16 protein-coding genes are annotated in these 17,556 nt (G+C 72.5%); 4 read left to right on the top strand and 12 right to left on the bottom strand.

Features of this window, described 5'->3' with window-relative positions; all coding sequences use genetic code 11:
* Nucleotides 1–11: 11 nt before the first annotated feature.
* The 6 genes from AB0E02_RS05650 to AB0E02_RS05625 all read right to left on the bottom strand — a co-directional run bounded on the left by AB0E02_RS05650 (nt 12) and on the right by AB0E02_RS05625 (nt 6,594).
* Entirely contained in the window at nt 12–1,343 is a 1,332-nt protein-coding gene (locus AB0E02_RS05650; protein WP_362136327.1) for a class I SAM-dependent methyltransferase, read from the bottom strand.
* Nucleotides 1,344–1,505: 162 nt separating this feature from the next.
* Nucleotides 1,506–2,081, bottom strand: a complete 576-nt coding sequence (locus AB0E02_RS05645) for an N-acetyltransferase (RefSeq protein ID WP_362136324.1) — start codon at nt 2,079–2,081, stop codon at nt 1,506–1,508.
* Between the two features lie 127 nt (nt 2,082–2,208).
* Nucleotides 2,209–2,883, bottom strand: a complete 675-nt coding sequence (locus AB0E02_RS05640; protein ID WP_362136322.1) for a VTT domain-containing protein — start codon at nt 2,881–2,883, stop codon at nt 2,209–2,211.
* Nucleotides 2,884–3,126: 243 nt separating this feature from the next.
* A complete protein-coding gene (locus tag AB0E02_RS05635) occupies nt 3,127–3,591 on the bottom strand; it encodes a DoxX family protein (protein ID WP_362136320.1) in 465 nt (154 codons plus the stop codon).
* Between the two features lie 79 nt (nt 3,592–3,670).
* The gene (locus AB0E02_RS05630; protein WP_362136318.1) at nt 3,671–5,686 is read right to left on the bottom strand and encodes an FAD/NAD(P)-binding protein; all 2,016 of its coding nucleotides are present in this window, start codon (nt 5,684–5,686) and stop codon (nt 3,671–3,673) included.
* 263 nt (nt 5,687–5,949) lie between these two features.
* A complete protein-coding gene (locus tag AB0E02_RS05625; RefSeq protein ID WP_362136794.1) occupies nt 5,950–6,594 on the bottom strand; it encodes an HNH endonuclease family protein in 645 nt (214 codons plus the stop codon).
* A 285-nt stretch (nt 6,595–6,879) separates the two neighbouring features.
* Here AB0E02_RS05625 and AB0E02_RS05620 point away from each other — a divergent pair, with 285 nt between their 5' ends.
* Together AB0E02_RS05620 and AB0E02_RS05615 are read left to right on the top strand one after the other, a co-directional pair.
* On the top strand, nt 6,880–7,638 hold the full coding sequence (locus tag AB0E02_RS05620) for an ABC transporter permease (RefSeq protein ID WP_362136316.1): 759 nt from the start codon (nt 6,880–6,882) through the stop codon (nt 7,636–7,638).
* Between the two features lie 193 nt (nt 7,639–7,831).
* A complete protein-coding gene (locus AB0E02_RS05615; RefSeq protein WP_362136314.1) occupies nt 7,832–8,413 on the top strand; it encodes a TMEM165/GDT1 family protein in 582 nt (193 codons plus the stop codon).
* A 65-nt stretch (nt 8,414–8,478) separates the two neighbouring features.
* Here the strand turns inward: AB0E02_RS05615 and AB0E02_RS05610 are convergent, their stop codons facing one another.
* Together AB0E02_RS05610 and AB0E02_RS05605 are read right to left on the bottom strand one after the other, a co-directional pair.
* Nucleotides 8,479–9,141, bottom strand: a complete 663-nt coding sequence (locus AB0E02_RS05610) for an HAD-IA family hydrolase (RefSeq protein ID WP_362136312.1) — start codon at nt 9,139–9,141, stop codon at nt 8,479–8,481.
* A 187-nt stretch (nt 9,142–9,328) separates the two neighbouring features.
* The gene (locus tag AB0E02_RS05605) at nt 9,329–10,384 is read right to left on the bottom strand and encodes a peptidoglycan-binding domain-containing protein (protein WP_362136310.1); all 1,056 of its coding nucleotides are present in this window, start codon (nt 10,382–10,384) and stop codon (nt 9,329–9,331) included.
* 248 nt (nt 10,385–10,632) lie between these two features.
* Here AB0E02_RS05605 and AB0E02_RS05600 point away from each other — a divergent pair, with 248 nt between their 5' ends.
* The gene (locus AB0E02_RS05600; protein WP_362136308.1) at nt 10,633–12,717 is read left to right on the top strand and encodes an MFS transporter; all 2,085 of its coding nucleotides are present in this window, start codon (nt 10,633–10,635) and stop codon (nt 12,715–12,717) included.
* A 4-nt stretch (nt 12,718–12,721) separates the two neighbouring features.
* Here the strand turns inward: AB0E02_RS05600 and AB0E02_RS05595 are convergent, their stop codons facing one another.
* Entirely contained in the window at nt 12,722–13,375 is a 654-nt protein-coding gene (locus AB0E02_RS05595) for a GNAT family N-acetyltransferase (protein WP_362136306.1), read from the bottom strand.
* Between the two features lie 208 nt (nt 13,376–13,583).
* Here AB0E02_RS05595 and AB0E02_RS05590 point away from each other — a divergent pair, with 208 nt between their 5' ends.
* A complete protein-coding gene (locus tag AB0E02_RS05590; protein ID WP_362136304.1) occupies nt 13,584–13,937 on the top strand; it encodes a DUF4190 domain-containing protein in 354 nt (117 codons plus the stop codon).
* Nucleotides 13,938–14,115: 178 nt separating this feature from the next.
* Here AB0E02_RS05590 and AB0E02_RS05585 read toward each other — a convergent pair whose 3' ends face one another.
* The 3 genes from AB0E02_RS05585 to proP form a co-directional block, all read right to left on the bottom strand.
* Nucleotides 14,116–14,448, bottom strand: coding sequence for an antibiotic biosynthesis monooxygenase (locus tag AB0E02_RS05585; protein WP_201808001.1), 333 nt, complete (start codon nt 14,446–14,448; stop codon nt 14,116–14,118).
* 67 nt (nt 14,449–14,515) lie between these two features.
* Nucleotides 14,516–15,574: a DUF2330 domain-containing protein gene (locus tag AB0E02_RS05580; RefSeq protein ID WP_362136792.1), complete on the bottom strand. Its 1,059-nt coding sequence runs from the start codon at nt 15,572–15,574 to the stop codon at nt 14,516–14,518.
* 379 nt (nt 15,575–15,953) lie between these two features.
* Nucleotides 15,954–17,363, bottom strand: coding sequence for a glycine betaine/L-proline transporter ProP (proP, locus tag AB0E02_RS05575; RefSeq protein ID WP_362136790.1), 1,410 nt, complete (start codon nt 17,361–17,363; stop codon nt 15,954–15,956).
* Nucleotides 17,364–17,556: the final 193 nt, after the last annotated feature.

Genomic DNA, 17,556 nt, shown 5'->3' with positions numbered 1-17,556 from the left:
AGCGCTACGGGTTACGGCGTGCCGGCGGGCGTCGCGTGGTGGGCGAGGCCCAGGCGCCAAAGGGACGTCACTTCGGCCATGCGGGCCACGTGGAGCGGGTCCGAGGTGTCGCGGGCGCGGGGGTGCCGCGGGGCGATGTCGAGGCGGCCCAGGACGGTGAGGCCCGCTTGGGCGATGGTGTCGAGGAGTTCGGTGCGCGGGCGCAGGCCGAGGTGTTCCGCGAGGTCGGAGAGGATCAGCCAGCCTTCGCCGGTCTCGGTGAGGTGATCGGCGAGGCCGTTGAGGAAGCCGTGCAGCATGCGGTTGCCGGGGTCGTAGACCGCGTGCTCCACGGGGGAGGTCGGTTTCGCGGGCACCCATGGGGGGTTGCAGACGATCAGTGGGGCGCGGCCGGACGGGAACAGGTCGGCCTCGACCACCTCGACGCGGTCGGCGACGCCCAGCCGTTCGGTGTTCTCGCGGGCGCAGGTCAGCGCACGGGGGTCCTGGTCCGTGGCCACGACCCGGCGTACGCCGCGCCGGGCGAGGACCGAGGCAAGTACGCCGGTGCCGGTACCGATGTCGAACGCCAGGTCCTGGGAGGGGAGGGGGGCCTCGGCGACCAGGTCGACGTACTCGCCGCGGGCCGGGGAGAAGACGCCGTAGTGGGGATAGATGCGGTCGCCGCCCAGTGCCGGGATCTCCACGCCCTTCTTGCGCCATTCGTTGGCGCCGATCAGGGCGAGGAGTTCACGGAGGGAGACGAGGGAGGCGGTGGGGTTCGCGGCCGTGGTCGTGCCTGCGTCCGTGGTCGTGGCGGTGGTCGAGTCCGCGTTCCTGGCCGTGTCTGCATCCGTGGCCGCGTCCTCGCCCGCGGCCTCGCCCGCGCCGACGGGCTCATCCGGGGTGGCGGGCTCATCCGGCGTCGTGGGCGCAGCCGGGAGGGGCTCCTGCGCAGGGGCCCCATAGGCGTTGGTGCAGGCCTCGCGGACGTCGGGGGCGCGGTGCAGGGGGACGGCGTACGACGCATCGAGGGGGATCAGCAGCATGCCCAGGATGCGGGCGCGGTGGTTCTGCGCGGCGCGGTGCACATGGAATGCCTGGGTGGCATCGGCGGGCAGCGGTTTGCGGGGGCGGCGGTCGATGCGGCGGGCCATCGCCGTCAGGAGCTGGCGGGCGTTGTGGAAGTCGCCGCGCCACAGCAGGGCGGTGCCCTCACAGGCGAGCTTGTAGGCGTCGTCGGCCCGGGTCCGGTCGTCGGCGATGACGAGGCGGCGGGGTGGCGGGGAGCCGTTCTCGGAGTGCCAACGGGCGGAACGGGGCTGGTCGGCCTCGGTCCAGTGGACGACCGGCGGTTGGTTCACCGAATGTGCCTCGCGTGTGTGGTTCGGACCCGGCCCGTGGGGCGCCGACGGGCGCCACCTGCCCCACTCGCGGCGGTCGGCCGTGCTGATGTGGCCGCGTACGCGGGTGGCGGTTGGGTGGGCTGTGACGCTCGACTCTACTCCGTATCGGTGCCGCCTCGGTCAGTCGATGCCGAAGGGGGTGGCGTAGCGGACCGTGCCGCGCGGGGGTGTGGAGCCGTCGAGGGAGAGCGCGAGGAAGGCCTCGTCCGGCCAGGGCTGTGGGGGAAGGATGCCGAACCGGCTCGCGGCCGGGGCGAAGCCGAAGCGTGGGTAATACGGCGGGTGGCCGAGCACGATCGCGGTGCGCTCGCCGGCCTCGCGCGCCGCTTCGAGGAGCGCCCGGATCACGGCACTGCCCGCACCGGACTTCTGGTGCCCGGGAAGCACCGCGCAGGGGGCGAGCGCGACGGCGGGTACGCCGTCGACATGGCAGCGGGTCAGCAGGGCATGGGCGACCAGGGTGCCGTCCGGGGCGTCGGCGACGTACGAGAGCCCGGGCAGCCAGGCCGACCGGTCGAGGCGCAGGGCATCGACGAGGTCCGCCTCTTCGGCCGTCTCGAAGGCCGCGAGGTTGATCCGGCGGACGCCCGGTATGTCCGCGGCGGTTTCCGGGCGGACGTGCCAGGCGGGCCGGGCCGCGGTGGACCGGCTTGCTGCGGCGGCCGGCCCGGGTGCGTCGTCGGTGCTGCTGGTCATGTCCTTCATCGTCGCAGCAGGGTCTGACAACGTGCCAGGACGCCCGTGCGGGCGGGCGCGCCTCGACCGGCCGGCCGCTGCCCGAGGCCCGGGGCTTCGCCCTTGCCGCCCGCCCCTCGTCCTCACCTCAGTGGGCGGTCCGGCGTTGCGGGCGGCGCACCAGATAGGCGGCGGCCGATCCGGCGGCGAAGAGGGCGACGACCGAGAGTGCGGTGCTCATCCAGGACGTGCCGAGCCAGTGGCCGCCGAAGTAGCCGAGGCTCACGCTGTACGCCGCCCAGGCCAGGCCGGCCAGTGCGGACCAGGGGAGGAACTCGCGGACCGTACGGTGCGCGACGCCGGCACCGAGGCTGACCACGGACCGTCCGGCCGGGGCGAAGCGGGCCAGTACGACGAGGCCGCCACCGCCGCGGGTCAGCGCCGCGCCGAGGCGTTCCTGCGCGGCGGTGAGGCGCCGGGAGCGGCTGATGGCCCGGTCGAAGCGGTCGCCGCCGCGCCAGGCGAGCCGGTAGGCGACCATGTCGCCCAGTACCGACGCGGTGGCCGCGCAGACCACCAGGGAGATGACCTCGGTGAGGTGGGTGCCCCCGTGGACGGACGAGGCCATCTCGACCGCGTCGCCGGCGGTGGTGGTCCTCGCGGCCGTGGTGCCCGTGGCCGCGGTGCCGGCGGCCGTAGTGGCCGCGGCGATCACCAGGACGCCACTCGGCAGGATCGGGACGAACACATCGAGCAGGATCGAAAGACTGACGATCACATACAACCAAGGGGTGCCGCTGAGGGACCCCAGGCTTTCCAACAACGTCCTTCTCCCGGTCCGAACCCCGCCGCGACGTCGCTCGGTGCGGCAGGGGCGGCTTTACGGCCATACAGCGTACGCCTGGCCGTTTCGGCCGGGATGTCCGGCCCCGCCCGCGGGGCGCGCAAAGGCCGTGGCTCGTACGCATACATACGCCACGGCCCGTACGCCCGCATACGCCGCGGCCCGTACGGCGAAGGTGCCGTACGGGCCGTGAAAGCAGGCGCAGCTGTTGCCCCGGGGGCGTCAGATGGCGGAGGGCTCCCCCTGGGCGGCCGGGGCCGGCTCCTGGTCGCGGTCGCCGAAGAAGACGCGGTCGAGCGCCCAGGCGCCGGGGCCGGTGAAGAAGATCAGCAGGAAGGCCCAGCAGAACATCGCCGACGCCTCACCGCCGTTCTGGATCGGCCACAGCGCGCTGCCCTGGTGGACGGAGAAGTACGCGTACGCCATCGAACCGGAGCTGATCAGCGCCGCGGCGCGGGTGCCCAGGCCGAACAGCACCAGGATGCCGCCGGCCAGCTGGATCACGGCGGCGTACCAGCCGGGCCAGGCGCCGGTGGGGACGGTGCCGCCCTGGCCCATCGCGCCGCCCAGGACGCCGAATAGCGAGGAGGCGCCGTGGCAGGCGAAGAGCAGGCCGACGACGACGCGGAAGAGTGCGAGCGCGTGCGGCGTCGCTCTCTGGGTGAACGAGTTCAGCGGTGCTGACATGTGGGGAGCTCCTACGGTTTCTGGGGACGATGGGAACCGCGGAGCATAGGTTAGGGGTACCTAACCTATACTTGCAAGTTCAACCTTTGGTCAAACGTGATCTTCGGTCCGCACCAGCCGTCTCCCGGCCGGTCAGCGTGGCCCTCAGCGCGGCCCGGGCCACCGCGTCCGTATCGGCCAGCGTCACCGAACCCACCCCCGGGCGGGCCCCCGCGGCGGTCACCCAGTGCACGCCCTCCGTCGGCACCCCGACCGCGAACCGCCGCGGATGGGGCCGCCCGTCCGCCCCGACGAGGTGGTACGGGCTCGGCGTCACGTCCAGACCGCCGGTCTCGTAGCCGTCCACGGTGTGCGGCCGGCAACCGCCGTCGGCCAGCAGCCGGGACAGCAGCGCGTCCCCGGTGCGCCGCAGGTCGGGCTCCGGCAGCCGGGCCTCGATCAGCGCCGTCGCCGTCACCTCCGACCCGGGTACGTCCGGGGAAGCGGCCGTGAAACCGGGGCCGTTGCCGTCCGCGGCGCCCGTTCGGACCGCCATCCCGGGGCCGACCACCTCCAGCACGCCTGCCTCGATGAGGGCCGCCATCTCCGCTGTCCGGCGGCGCGGCGGCCCGATGGACAGGAAGGCGTTGAGCGGGGTGTACCAGCGGTCCAGGTGATCGCGGCGGGAGGCGCCGGCCAGTCCGCCGTGGTCGACGATCTGCCGCAGTTCGTTGCGCAGGTCCCGCAGGACGTCGAGGGCCGCCTTGACGGGCCCGGAGACGTTGTTCTGGCGGGCGTGCGCGATGTCCTCCCGAAGATGGTCCAGCAGCCATTTCCGGAAGGCGGCGCGGTCGGCGAAACCGTGCTCCGTGTGCGGCCGGGAAATCCGGTGCCAGTCCCAGCGGTCGGCGGGCGCGATGCCGAACTCGTCCAATACGGCGGCCTCTTCGGCGCCGCGGTGTGCGGTACCGAGGAAGCGCTCACGGAAGCGGTACCGGGCGGGGGCGGGGTCCTCAGCGTGGTCCCGGGAGGGGGCGGAGTCGCCGGAGCCCTGGGGGTCGTCGGAACGCGTGGCCCGGCGCGGGGCCGTCGCCTCGCGCCGGGCCAGCAGCGCCTCGTAGTAGACGGTCTCCACTTCCTTCGCCACCAGGGGCCAGACCTCCGTCAGGAAGTCCGGCAGATCGCCGGAGTCCGCGCGCTTGCGGAAGGCGGCGATCACGTCCGGCGTCAGGAGCAGCGGCAGATGGCGGCCGTGCGCGCCCTTCGCGTTGTCACCGCGCGCGTGGTACGGAATGCCGCGCCGGGACCCGGCGTACAGCCGCGGCTCGCGTCCGGACGGCAGATACCGCAGCCGGCCGTCCGCGCCGGCGACGAACCGGCCGCCGCGGGCCGTCGTCAGCAGCGCCATGTGGTCGAAGAAGTTGAGGCCGAGGCCGCGCAGGATCACCGGGCGGCCGGGGGCCAGCGCCTCCAGGTCGGCGGAGAGGTCGGCCGGGTTGGCGGGCGGCAGGTAGCGCAGGCCGTGTCCGGCGGCGTACGCGGCCAGCCGCTGCTCCTCGGGCCCGGCGCGGGTGGGCAGATGGCCCTGGGCGAGGATCACGGCGCCCAGGCCGTGCAGGGTCCGGCCGTCGTCCAGGGTGAGCGACTGTGATCCGTCGGGGGCCTCGGTCAGCCGTACCGCGCGGGCCCGGTGGACGTCGACGGTCACCCCTTCCGGGGCGGTGCGCACCGTACGGCGGAAGACCCACTCCAGATAGCGCCCGTACAGCGCGCGCCCCGGATAGTCGTCCGGTCCGAGCTCGCACCCCTCCCAGTGGTACAGGCTCGGACCGGTGCGTATCGGGCCGGCGCACTCGACGCTGTCGTCGGTGAAGAGCGTGACCTGGGACGCGACGGTGTTCATCAGGAGCTCGGGCGGCTGGGCGGTGCGCCATACCTGGCCGGCGCCGGGCGGGGCGGGATCGACGAGGTGAACGGTCAGCCGGGCGCCCGGGGCCAGTTCGGCGGCCGAGGCGCAGATCCGCTCCAGCACGCTCGTCCCGCGCGGCCCCGCACCGACGACGGCGAGGGCGGCGACGGGGCGGGGGCGGCGGTCGGGGATGTGGTCGGCGGCCAAGAGGGGCCTCTCCCTGGGGCGGTGGACGGCCGGCGCGCGGGCGCGGCCGCCCGAGAGTGCGGGCGACGAGGTGCGCCCCATCATCACCGCCCGCAGCGCCGCCGCGGCACCCGGGTGCGCCGAGAATCACACCGGTTCCACAGGACGGTGACCGATGGCCGGGCAGGTCGCCCCGGTTCGCCGGGAACGCCCACCGGAAGCGCCCGCCGACCGGGTGTCGGGTCGGCGGGCGGTGACGGCCGTCCAGGGTCGTCCCAGGGGCCTCAGCAGCGGTCCAGGATCTTCTTCAGGGCGGCCTTCTCCGCGGAGTCCGCGGTCATGCCGTACTCGTGCTTCACCCAGACCCACATCCGGGCGTACTGGCAGCGGTACGACGTCTTCGGCGGCAGCCACTTCGCCGGGTCCTTGTCGCCCTTCTCCTGATTGACGTTGTCGGTGACCGCGATCAGCTGGGAGTGCGTCAGGTCGTTGGCGAGTGCCTGGCGGCGGGCGGTGGTCCACTTCGCGGCGCCCGACTTCCAGGCTTCCGACAGCGGGACGACGTGGTCGATGTCGACGTCGGACGCCTTGGTCCAGGTCGCACCGTCGTAGGGCGAGACCCAGGTGCCGCTCACGGCCGCACAGCTGCCGTCCTGGTGCACGTTCTTGCCGTCGCGCTTGAGCACCACCTCACGGGTGTTGCAGCTCTTGCCCTGGTCGATCCAGTGCGGGAACTTGGCGCGGCTGTAGCCGTCCTGCGGCCCCTCGGGCTGCTGCTTGATCTGGGCGAGGTACGTACGGGCGGTGGCCGCGCTCGGCGGGCTGGGCGGCGCGGCCTGGGCGGACTGTCCGCTCAGCACCAGCGTGCCGAACAGCGCCACGGCCGAACCCGCGGCGATGGACACTCGACGCGCGTAGACCTTCGACACGGTCTTTGCCATCGGAACTCCCTTGGAGTGGGGGGAAGTTGACTGCGGTGCGGGCCCATGGTGGTGAGGTGGGGTTGCCATGGGGTGGGCACCAGGTAACAGAGTGACGACATGCTCACGACAGATCAAGAGCTGATGAACCGCCATAAGTGCGTGACTGCACTCCGGTTGGCGTGGACGCCGGCGCTCCGGTCGGTGTGCGCGACGGCGCTTCGGTTGGCCCGCTGAGGTGTCGGCGTCGGCCGAGGTGCCCGCGTCCGCTCCCGCCCGCCCTACAGTGAGCGCGTGCTGCTGCCGGTCAATACCACCCTCGGGGTCGTCCTCGCCGTCCTCCTGGTCGCCGCCGTGGCCGTCGCCGGCCTGTCGCATCTCGGCCATGGCCGGGCCATCGCGGTCGCCGGACTACGGGCGGCCGCGCAACTCGCCGCGGTCTCCTACCTCATCGGCTGGGTGGTGCGCGCACTTCCGTGGCTGCTGTGCTTCCTGGTGCTGATGTTTGCGGTCGCGGTACGGACCGCGGGCCGCCGGATCACCCAGAACCGCACCTGGTGGTGGGCCGCCGTGCCGATCGCCACCGGGGTGGTCCCGGTCGTCGGGCTGCTGCTGGCGACCGGTCTGGTGCCGCCGCGGGGCCTCAGCCTCATCCCCGTCACCGGCATCCTCATCGGCGGCGCGCTGACCGCGACCGTATTGGGCGGGCGGCGGGCGCTGGACGAGCTGGAGACCCGGCGCGGCGAGTTCGAGGCGGGGCTCGCGCTGGGGCTGCTGGACCGCGACGCGCGGATGGAGGTCGCCCGCCCGGCCGCGTCGGACGCGCTGCTGCCGGGGCTCGACCAGACCCGCACCGTGGGGCTGGTCACACTTCCCGGGGCGTTCGTCGGCATGCTGCTGGGCGGCGCCTCGCCCGTACAGGCGGGCGCGGTGCAGCTGTTCGTGCTCGTCGCCCTGCTGGCGGTGCAGGCGGCGGCCTGTGCGGTGGTGCTGGAGCTGGTCGCGCGCGGACTGCTGCACCGCGTACCCTTGAGGACAGCAGAAGGGGAGTAGCTCTCCGCCGGACCGTCGACATACTGCCCTCCCTCGTGGGGGGCCGGCGCCCGGAGCGCGATGCGAATGCCGCGAGGCGGTACGCAGCGCGCCAGCGAGACCTTCGGCCGCAGTGTCCGACGCTGCCGTGCCGAAGCGACCCCTTTCCCGGGCCCCTTTTGGTGCGGCCCAACCGATCGAGGTATTCCACCCCGTGTTCAGCCTGACCGTCGCCGCCGTCGTCTTCGGCGTCATCTTCCTCGCCGAACTGCCCGACAAGACCGCCCTCGCCGGACTGATGCTCGGCACCCGTTACCGCGCCTCGTACGTCTTCGCGGGGGTCGCCGCCGCCTTCCTGCTGCACGTCGCGCTCGCGATCGCGGCGGGCAGCGTGCTCACCCTGCTCCCGCACCGCGTCGTCCAGGGCGTGGTCGGGGTGCTCTTCCTGGTGGGCGCGGCGGTACTGCTCTTCAAGAAGGACGACGACGAGGAGGACGTGGCCACGCCCGCCGACCAGAGCTTCTGGAAGGTCTCCGGGGCGGGCTTCATGATGATCCTGGTGGCCGAGTTCGGTGATCTCACCCAGATCATGACCGCCAACCTCGCGGCCCGTTACGACGACCCGCTGTCGGTCGGCGTGGGCGCGGTGCTGGGTCTGTGGGCGGTGGCCGGGCTCGGCATCCTGGGCGGCCGCACGCTCATGAAGCACGTCCCGCTCAGGCTCATCACGAAGATCGCGGCGGGCGTGATGGCCCTGCTGGCGGCGTTCAGCCTTTACGAGGCACTGGCGGCCTGAGGCCTGCGGGCCGGGGTGGGGGGCGTGGCCGAGCGAGCCAAAGCCCTCGGCCGGAGGCGGGGGCCTCAGCCCTCGACGTGGACCGCGATGCGCCCGTCCGGAAGCGCCTCGACGCGGAGGTGGGTGAGGTCGCGGACGTGGGCGGTGGGGGCGTACGCCGCGGCGCGGTCGCCGACGCCGATCACCCGCATGCCGGCCGCGCGGCCCGCCTCTATGCCCGCCTCGGAGTCCTCGAAGACCAGGCAGTCCTCGGGGGCGAAGCCCAGTTCGGCGGCGCCCTTGAGGAAGCCTTCCGGATCCGGCTTGCTGGCGCTCACGCTCTCCGCGGTGATCCGCACGGCGGGCATCGGCAGCCCGGCCGCCGCCATCCGCGCGTCCGAGAGCGGGACGTCGGCGGAGGTCACCAGGGCGTGCGGCAGGTCCGCGAGGGCGGCCAGGAAGGCGGGCGCGCCGGGGACCGGCACCACGCCGTCCATGTCGGCGGTCTCCTGCGCCAGCATCCGGCGGTTGTCCGCCAGGTTGAGTTCCATCGGGCGGTCCGGGAGCAGTGCGGCCATCGTGGCCCATCCCTGGCGGCCGTGGACGACCGCGAGGACCTCGTCCGCGCCCAGCCCCTGCTCGGCCGCCCAGCGGCGCCAGCAGCGCTCCACGACGGCCTCGGAGTTCACGAGCGTGCTGTCCATGTCGAGCAGCAGGGCGCGGGCGGTGAGCGTGGTGGTGGCCGTCATCGGCGGGAGCTCCTGGGCACTACGTGCGCTCGGGCGGCGCGGAACCGTACGGGCGCAGGGAGGACAAGCGGCTCCGCCCGCCGGTCAGGGAGTGCGGGCGGAACCACTTTGTTTTCTCACGATACAAAATGCGGAGCGGTGCGACAACCGGGGGTGCCCGGCCCGGCCCGGCCGACCGCCCGGCTCCCTACGGCTTCCGGGTGCGGGCCTCCAGTGATTGCCGGGTTCGGGGGCCGTAGACGCCGTCCGGATCGCCGGTGACGCGGTAGGCCCGCTGGTAGCGCGAGACGGCGTCCCGTACGTCCGCGTCGTACCGGCCGTCCCCGGTACCCGGGTAGAGGGCGAGCTGACGCAGCCGCCCCTGGAGCTCGGTCACCTCCGGGCCGCTGGAACCCTCGCGCAGCACGATCGGCCCGGTGGGAGCGGCGCTCGGGTCGTCGCCACGGGGGGAGTCGGTGACGCTGCCGGAGGCCCTGGTGGGCGCGGGCGGGGACGGCGGCGCGGCCGTACGGGAGAGCTTCACGGTGGCCTCGGGCGTGCCGATGCCGGTGGCGCCGGAGGAGGGCGAGCGGTGGGGGGACGGGGGAGCGGGGGTGTCGTTCCGGGTGGCGGAAGGGGCCCCGCCGGTGGGGGAGGCGGCGGTGGGGGCGACGGTGCCGTGGTCGGGTGGGGCGGCGCGGTCCTGTTTGCCGCCCGACAGCGCATCGGTGCTGATCAGGACGGCGGTGGCGGCCACCGCCGCGCCGGCCGCGACCAGTGCGGCGGGCAGTGCGCGCCGGCGGTGGCGCGGGCGGGCAGCCGGCGGAAGCGCGAGGGACGGGGGATCGGGCGGGGGCGGAGCCTCGGGGGCGGAGCGGTACGTCCGCGAGGTCGGTCCGGCCGGGCGGCGGGCTCGGGGCACCAAGGGCTCCGAGGCGGAGGCGGCGGGGAGGGACGGCGGGTCGTTCGCTATGTGCACGGCGGCGTCGACCCCGGGTAAGTCCTCCCATGCGTCCGCCGCTCCCCGGTCCGGCGGCCCCGCACCGTACTCGGAGTCCCTCCCGTAGCCGGTCCCCGGCGGGGAGCCGGTCGGCCCGTGGATGGTTCGCGTCCCGTCGGGCGGTGCCTCCTCCGGCAAGGACACGTACGGCCGTACGCGCAGCGGATCGAAGTCGTCCGCATCGGCCGCCGCACACAGGCACGTGGGCCGGCCGTTGCTCCGTACGGGGGCCAAGCAGTGCGGGCAGGTCCGTAATGCCGTCACGAGTGCGCTCCTCCCTGGAGGCCCGAACAGGCAGCGATTATCCAGACGCTGCCGCGCCCGCGCAGGTGCTCGCGGACATCCGGCCGGCATACCCGAGGTGTCCGCCGGCCGACGACGGATGCCGATCACCGCTCGGCGGGCCATATCGCCCGGAACCGCCCACCATGGAACGCGACGGAAGACGTCTGGAAGCCCGGAAGGCGGGCACCCGGACCCGAACCGCCGTACCCGCAACGAAGGAGACGCACATGGCGCCGGACACCAGCGCTCCTGCCGTCCCGGGAGAGCGCCGGTCGCAGCGGACGGTTCTCGTCGCGATCGGCGCGCTGCTGCTCGGCCTGCTCATCGCGGCGCTCGACCAGACCATCGTCGCCACCGCGCTGCCCACGATCGTCAGCGAACTCGGCGGCCTCGACCACCTCTCCTGGGTGGTCACCGCCTACCTGCTGGCCTCGACGGCAGCGACGCCCCTCTGGGGCAAGCTCGGTGACCAATACGGACGCAAGAAGCTGTTCCAGGCCGCCATCGTGATCTTCCTGATCGGCTCGGTGCTGTGCGGCATCGCGCAGAACATGGGCGAGCTGATCGCGTTCCGGGCCGTCCAGGGACTGGGCGGCGGCGGTCTGATCGTGCTGTCGATGGCGATCGTCGGCGACATCGTGCCGCCCCGCGAACGCGGTAAGTACCAAGGGCTGTTCGGCGCGGTCTTCGGCGCCACGAGCGTCCTCGGACCGCTGCTCGGCGGGCTGTTCGTGGACCACCTCAGCTGGCGCTGGGTGTTCTACATCAACGTCCCCATCGGCATCGTCGCGCTCGCCGTGATCGCCGCCGTCCTGCACATCCCGAGCGACCGCACCCCGCACCGGATCGACTACCTCGGCACCGTCACCATCGCCGCGGTCGCCGCCTGCTTCGTCCTGATGACCTCGCTCGGCGGCGTCAGCTACCCGTGGTTCTCCTGGCAGATCATCGGCTTCGGCGCACTGGGCGTCGTCCTCCTGGGGGCCTTCGTCCTCATCGAGCGCCGGGCCGCCGAACCCGTCATTCCGCTGCGCCTGTTCCGGCTGCGCACGTTCTCGCTCACCGCCGTCATCGGCTTCGTCATCGGCTTCGCGATGTTCGGATCGATGACGTACCTGCCGACGTTCCTGCAGATCGTCCAGGGTGTGTCACCGACGCTGTCCGGTGTGCACATGCTGCCGATGGTGTTCGGCATGCTGCTCTCGTCCACCGCGTCCGGCCAGATCGTCAGCCGCACCGGCCACTACAAGGTCTTCCCGATCGCCGGCACCGCCGTGGTGATGCTCGGACTGCTGCTCCTGCACCGGCTCGACCCGTCCAGCGGCGTCGCCGAGATGAGCGGCTACTTCTTCGTCTTCGGCTTCGGACTCGGCCTGGTCATGCAGGTGCTGGTGCTCATCGTGCAGAACGCCGTCGCCTATCAGGACCTCGGCGTCGCCACGTCCGGCGCGACGTTCTTCCGCTCCATCGGTGCCTCGTTCGGCGTCTCCCTTTTCGGCACGGTCTTCGCCAACAAGCTCGGACCGCGGATCGCGGCCGCACTGGCCGGACAGCAACTGCCGCCCGGCGTCGACCCGGCGAAGATCGCCCAGGACCCGCGCACCGTCGCCCGGCTGCCGGCCCGGCAGGCGGCCGGTGTGCTGCACGCCTACGCGAACTCGATCACCGATGTCTTCCTCTACGCCGTGCCGGTCGTCTTCGTGGCGTTCGTGCTGGCCTGGTTCCTCAAGGAGGAGCCGCTGCGCAGCAGCGTGACCGCCCCGGACACCACCGAGGTGCTGTCGTCCAACCCCGTCGAGCGGTCGTCCCGCGACGAGTGCGCCCGTGCGCTGTCCAAACTCGGCAGCATGGAAGGGCGCAAGCACATCTACGAGAAGATCACCGAGCGGGCCGGCCTCGACCTCAAACCGGCCGCCAGCTGGCTGCTCCTGCGCATCCACCGCTACGGATCGGTCGAACCGGGGCTGCTGGCCGAACGCACCACCGTCCCGCTCGGCGTGCTCGCCGAGAGCGTCCGCCAGGTCGAGGAACGCGGACTGGCCACCCGCGACGGGCTGTTGATGCTGCTGACCGATCGGGGGCGGGAGGTCACGGAGCGGCTGTCGGCGGCCCGCCAGGAGTCGCTGGCGGAGATGCTGGGGGACTGGTGGACCAAGGACCGGCCCACCGACCTCACCGAGCTGGTACGGGAGTTGACGGCGGAGCTGTGCGGCTCGGACGCGGAGGAGCCGTACGTGGGCCAGGCCCGGCGGCCGGTGCCGCGCCCCGCCGCCTCCCCCCGGCCGCCCCGGCCACCGGACCGCGCGCGGTGAGCCGCTAGGCGGAGTGACGACCCCCGGGCGAGGCGCCGTTGCTGTCGCTGCTGGCGCTGGTGTCGCTGCTGTGGCGGGTGTTGCTGTTGTGGCCGCCGTGGCTGTCCTCGCCGCTGTCGAGGCGCTTCTCGAAGAAGATCTCCGCGTAGATGTCGTCGTGGTACGGAGCGATCTCGACGAAACCGTGCCGCCGGTAGAGCGCGATGGCCTCCGTCAGGTCCAGGCGGGTGTCCAGCCGGATCCGCTCCGCACCCAGCCGGGCCGCGGCCGCCTCGGCGGCCATGAGCAGCTCGCCACCGCCGCCCAGGCCGCGCGCGCCGGGCCGCACGAACATCTGCTTGAGCTCGGCCGTGCCCGCGTCCAGGAGCCGTACGCCGGCGCAGCCCGCCGTCTCACCGCCGTGGCGGGCCACCAACAGCACGCCGTGCGGCGGCGCGAGGTCTGCCGCCGGGTACTCCGCCACCCCCTCGTCGATCTCCTGCGGTGTCGAGAGACGGTCCTCGTGCAGCGTGAAGTACCGGTCCGCCACTTCGGTGTAGTACTCCCGCAGCAGCGCCCGCGCGTCCGGCGAATCGACCGGCTCGGGGGAGATGGTCCAGGGAGAGGAAGTGGAAGGGGGAGTGGGAGTGGGAGTCCGGAGGGTGGCGGCGTCGCTCATGGCGTCATTGTTGCGGGCGGGACCGGACCGGCCGCAACGGAATTGCGGACCGGACCGGTTGAGGGTGGGACGACCGGTTGCGAAGACCGGTCATGCGATCAAGTTGCACGACCGGTATCCCCGAGAGACGGTCGTAAGAGCGCATACCTATCTGTTTTCGGCAGGGGGGAAGGGCGGAAAAGGCCTCACGGAAGTAGGAAAGAGCGCCATGAGCACCGAGCAGCCCCAGGATCCTCGGAACCGACCTACTCAGCAGCAGTATCCGCAGCAGTACCCGCCGGGGCAGTTTGCTCCGTATCCGCAATACCAACCACAGCCGACGAGCGGTAAAGCTGTGGCTTCCATGGTTACCGGAATCGCGTCCCTGGTCATACCTTTCATAGGCATCGTCACGGGGCCGCTTGCGATCGTCCTGGCCACGAGAGCGCGCAGCGAGATACAGCGCACCCGGCAAAAGGGCGACGGCCTGGCCATAGCGGGGCTGGTGACCGGCATCATCGGCTGCGTCGGGTACGCGATCTTCTTGGTCCTCCTCATCATCGGTGCGGCCACCGGATCATGACGACGGGACATGCATGACAGGACCTCTTGGCGCAGCGGGCTTTCGACACCGCGGTGCTGCCAAGAGGTCCTGGTCGTCCGTTCACGTCACTTCATTCGCGTCACTTCACCGGTTGCCGCCCGCCCCACCCCGGCGGTCGGGTTGGTGACGGTCAGGTCGGAAGCGGCGGTCAGTTCGGTCACGCCTTCTTCGGAGCCGCCTGCTGAACGACCTCGAAGGACCACAGGGTGGAGCCGCTGGCAGCGGGCTTCGGCCGCTCGCCGCCGGCCTGGTCGCCGCCGCCCTGGTGCGCTGCCTTCATGGGCCCTTCCATCCACGCCTGGAATGACTCCTCGTCACGCCACCGCGTGTACACCAGGTAGTTGTCGGTGCCCTCCACCGGGCGCAGCAGCTCGAACCACTCGAAGCCGTCCGAGGAGTCCACCGTGCCCGCGCGGGAGGCGAAGCGCTTCTCCAGGACCTCGCGCTGTTCGGTGGGGACGGTCAGGACGTTGATCTTCACGATGCTCATGGCCCCATCGTGCCGTACGGGGCGGACAAGGCGGCGTAAGGGGCGGTCGGGCGGCTGCTCGGTGCGCTCACCCGGTGGCGGGGGGCATGCGGCGGCGCCTGCGGGCGGCGACCGACAGGGCCAGGGCTGCCGCTGCTGCCTGGAGGAGCAGCAGGGCCCCGGCGACCGTCACGATCCAGGCCGGGACGCCGGCCACCTTCAGCAGCGCGTACTCGTATCGGACCCGCCGGAACGGGGTGTCGTGGGCGGTACGGAGCAGTTCGTGGTCGCCGGTGATGCGGTGCGGTTGCGGGAAGCTCTGGTCGATCGCGGTGAGGAAGGCCGGGTGGCTGCCGGCGAGGTCCCGCAGGGGTCCCTCGGGGTGGATGCGGCCGGCGAAGAAGACCTCGGGGCGGGAGCCGCCGATCGTGCTGCGCGGCTCCATCCGGTGCGCTGCGAGGACGTAGAGGCCCAGGGATTGTGGGGTCGTGGCCAGGGCGGAGAGCCGCATCGGGTAGATGAGCCGGGCGCTGGCGAAGGTCAGCCGCAGGGGATCGAGGGTGCCGGAGAGCGTGCGGTCCCGTTCGGCGGGGGCCAGGCGGATCGCGACGTACTCCCAGTGTTGGGAGACGTAGGGGCGGAGGGCGCTCGCCAGGGGGGCGGGGAGGCGGAAACCATGGGTTTTCAGCCAGGTGCGCAGTGCGCCGGGGTCGGTGGCGGTCAGCCGGGCGACATCGAACGGGCCCAGCCGCTCGCGGCCGACGACCCCGACGCCGGGGCTGCCCGCCGACGGCGGCGGGGCCTCGGCGGCGTCCCCGTTGTGCCCGAAGGGCCAGTCGCCACCGTGCGGCCAGAAGTAGTGGCGCTGCGCGACGGCCGGTTCGGTCAGCGTGGCGAGCCGGTCGAAGAGCGCCGGATCCCCCAGTTTCACCGTGGCCCGGTGCGGTACGGGCATGATCCACGCGGCGTCGGGGGCGGTGCCGTTCACCTGCAGGCTCATCACGATCTGCTCGGTCCTGCCGTCCCAGCGCACGACCGAGGTCTCCCGGCCCACGGCCATGGTGGTCTTCGGGTCGTGCACCATCGCCCCGCACCCACAGGCGTACGCCGGGCGCGCCAGCGACACCAGCTGGACGGCCAGCAGCATCAGGACCACCAGCAGCGCCTGCCGGTGCGCCCGCCGCCGTCCGCCGGCCCGCGCCGCCACCCGTCGCGCCCGTGGCCGGACCGTCGCCAGAGCCATGTCGTCCCCCGCCCCTCTTCCTGCACCATGTCCGACCTGGGCCTCTCGCCCGGGCAGGCTGCTCGCTGCACCCGGCAGGCTGCTTGCCGTCCCGGCACCCCGGGCACTACGGCACCCCGGCAGCGTCGACACAGACGGTGGGGAGGGGGTGGCCGGTTCCCGCCCCTGCCGTACCCCCGCCCTGTACTCCGCGCCGCGCCTCGGCCACCCCTGGCCCGAGGACGCAGCGAGGGCCCGGCCGGAGGTCTCCGGCCGGGCCCTGCTCAGGAAGGAAAGGGTGCGGTCAGCGGGCCGCTCGTACGGCCTCCCGGGCCTCGGCCGCGGTCTCGACGGCCGGCGGGGAGCCCGGCAGCGGCCTGCGGGCGCTCTCCGACATCCGCCAGACGGCGATGCCGCCGATCACGGCCGCCGCCATCATGTAGTAGGCGGGCATCATCTTGTTGCCGGTCGCGCCGATCAGGGCGGTGACCACCAGCGGCGTGGTACCGCCGAAGAGCGACACCGAGATGTTGAAGCCGATCGACAGCGAGCCGTAGCGCACCTTGGTCGGGAACAGCGCGGGCAGCGCGGCCGGCATCGTCGAGGTGAAGGTGACCAGCAGCAGCCCCAGCGCGGCCATGCCCAGCGCGATGGCGGCCAGCGACCCCTGCCGGATCAGCAGCAGTGCGGGCACCGAGAGCAGCAGGAAGCCGGCGCAGCCCGCGGCGATGACCGGGCGACGGCCGAAGCGGTCGGAGAGCCGGCCCGCGAACGGCTGGACCACCATCATCAGCACCATCACCGCGAGCACGACCAGCAGACCGTGCGTCTCGTCGTACTTCAGCTCCGAGGTCAGATAGCTCGGCATGTACGACAGCAGCATGTAGTCGGTGACGTTGAAGACCAGGACCAGACCGACGCACAGCAGCATCGACCGCCACTGGCCGAAGACCATCTCGCGGATGCCGATCCGCTTCTCGGCCTCGCGGCGCTCCTTCTCCTTGGTCCGCGCCTCCTTCTCCAACTGCGCGAAGGCCGGGGTCTCTTCGAGCCGCATCCGGAGGTAGAGGCCGATGATGCCCATCGGGCCGGCGATCAGGAAGGGGATCCGCCAGCCCCAGGAGTTGAGGTCCTCGGTGGACAGCAGGGCGGTCATCAACGTGACCAGGCCGGCGCCGCCGACGTAACCGGCCAGCGTGCCGAACTCCAGCCAGCTGCCCAGGAATCCGCGCTTCTTGTCGGGCGCGTACTCGGCGATGAAGGTCGAGGCGCCGCCGTATTCGCCACCGGTGGAGAAGCCCTGCACCAGGCGGGCGACGAGCAGCAGGATGGGCGCGCCGACGCCGATGGTGGCGTACGACGGGATCAGGCCGATGGCGAAGGTGCCCACCGCCATCATGATCATGGTGATGGCCAGCACCTTCTGGCGGCCGATCCGGTCACCGAGCGGCCCGAAGACCATGCCGCCGATCGGACGCACCAGGAACGCCGCCGCGAACGCGCCGAACGTCGACAGCAACTGCGCGGTCGGATTCCCGGACGGGAAGAAGACGTGCCCGAGAGTGACCGCGATGTAGCTGTAGACGCCGAAGTCGAACCACTCCATCGCGTTGCCCAGCGCGGCCGCCGACACCGCCCGCTTGACCATCGTGGGGTCGACGACGGTCACCTCGGGGGAGGACTGCTGCGGCGCTGCGTGCCGGTCCTGTCGCAGACCGGGTGACTCGGCACCGGCACGACTGCCGATGGGGGGACGGGGGCCGGGTGCGACGGGAGACTTCGTCGGCACGTGTTCGCTCGCCTGCGCTCTCTTGGACGACTACAGGAACCGCCCGCCACCGGGTGGCGGGACATGACCCGCCATGGCAGCGACGGGCAGGCCCGCCGTCGAGCGGCGGGGCAAAGGT

Origin of the sequence: Streptomyces sp. NPDC048196, from assembly GCF_040652715.1 — a bacterium.
GTDB classification, from domain to species: Bacteria; Actinomycetota; Actinomycetes; order Streptomycetales; family Streptomycetaceae; genus Streptomyces; species Streptomyces siderophoricus.
This window is presented reverse-complemented; position numbering and strand designations above follow the sequence as displayed.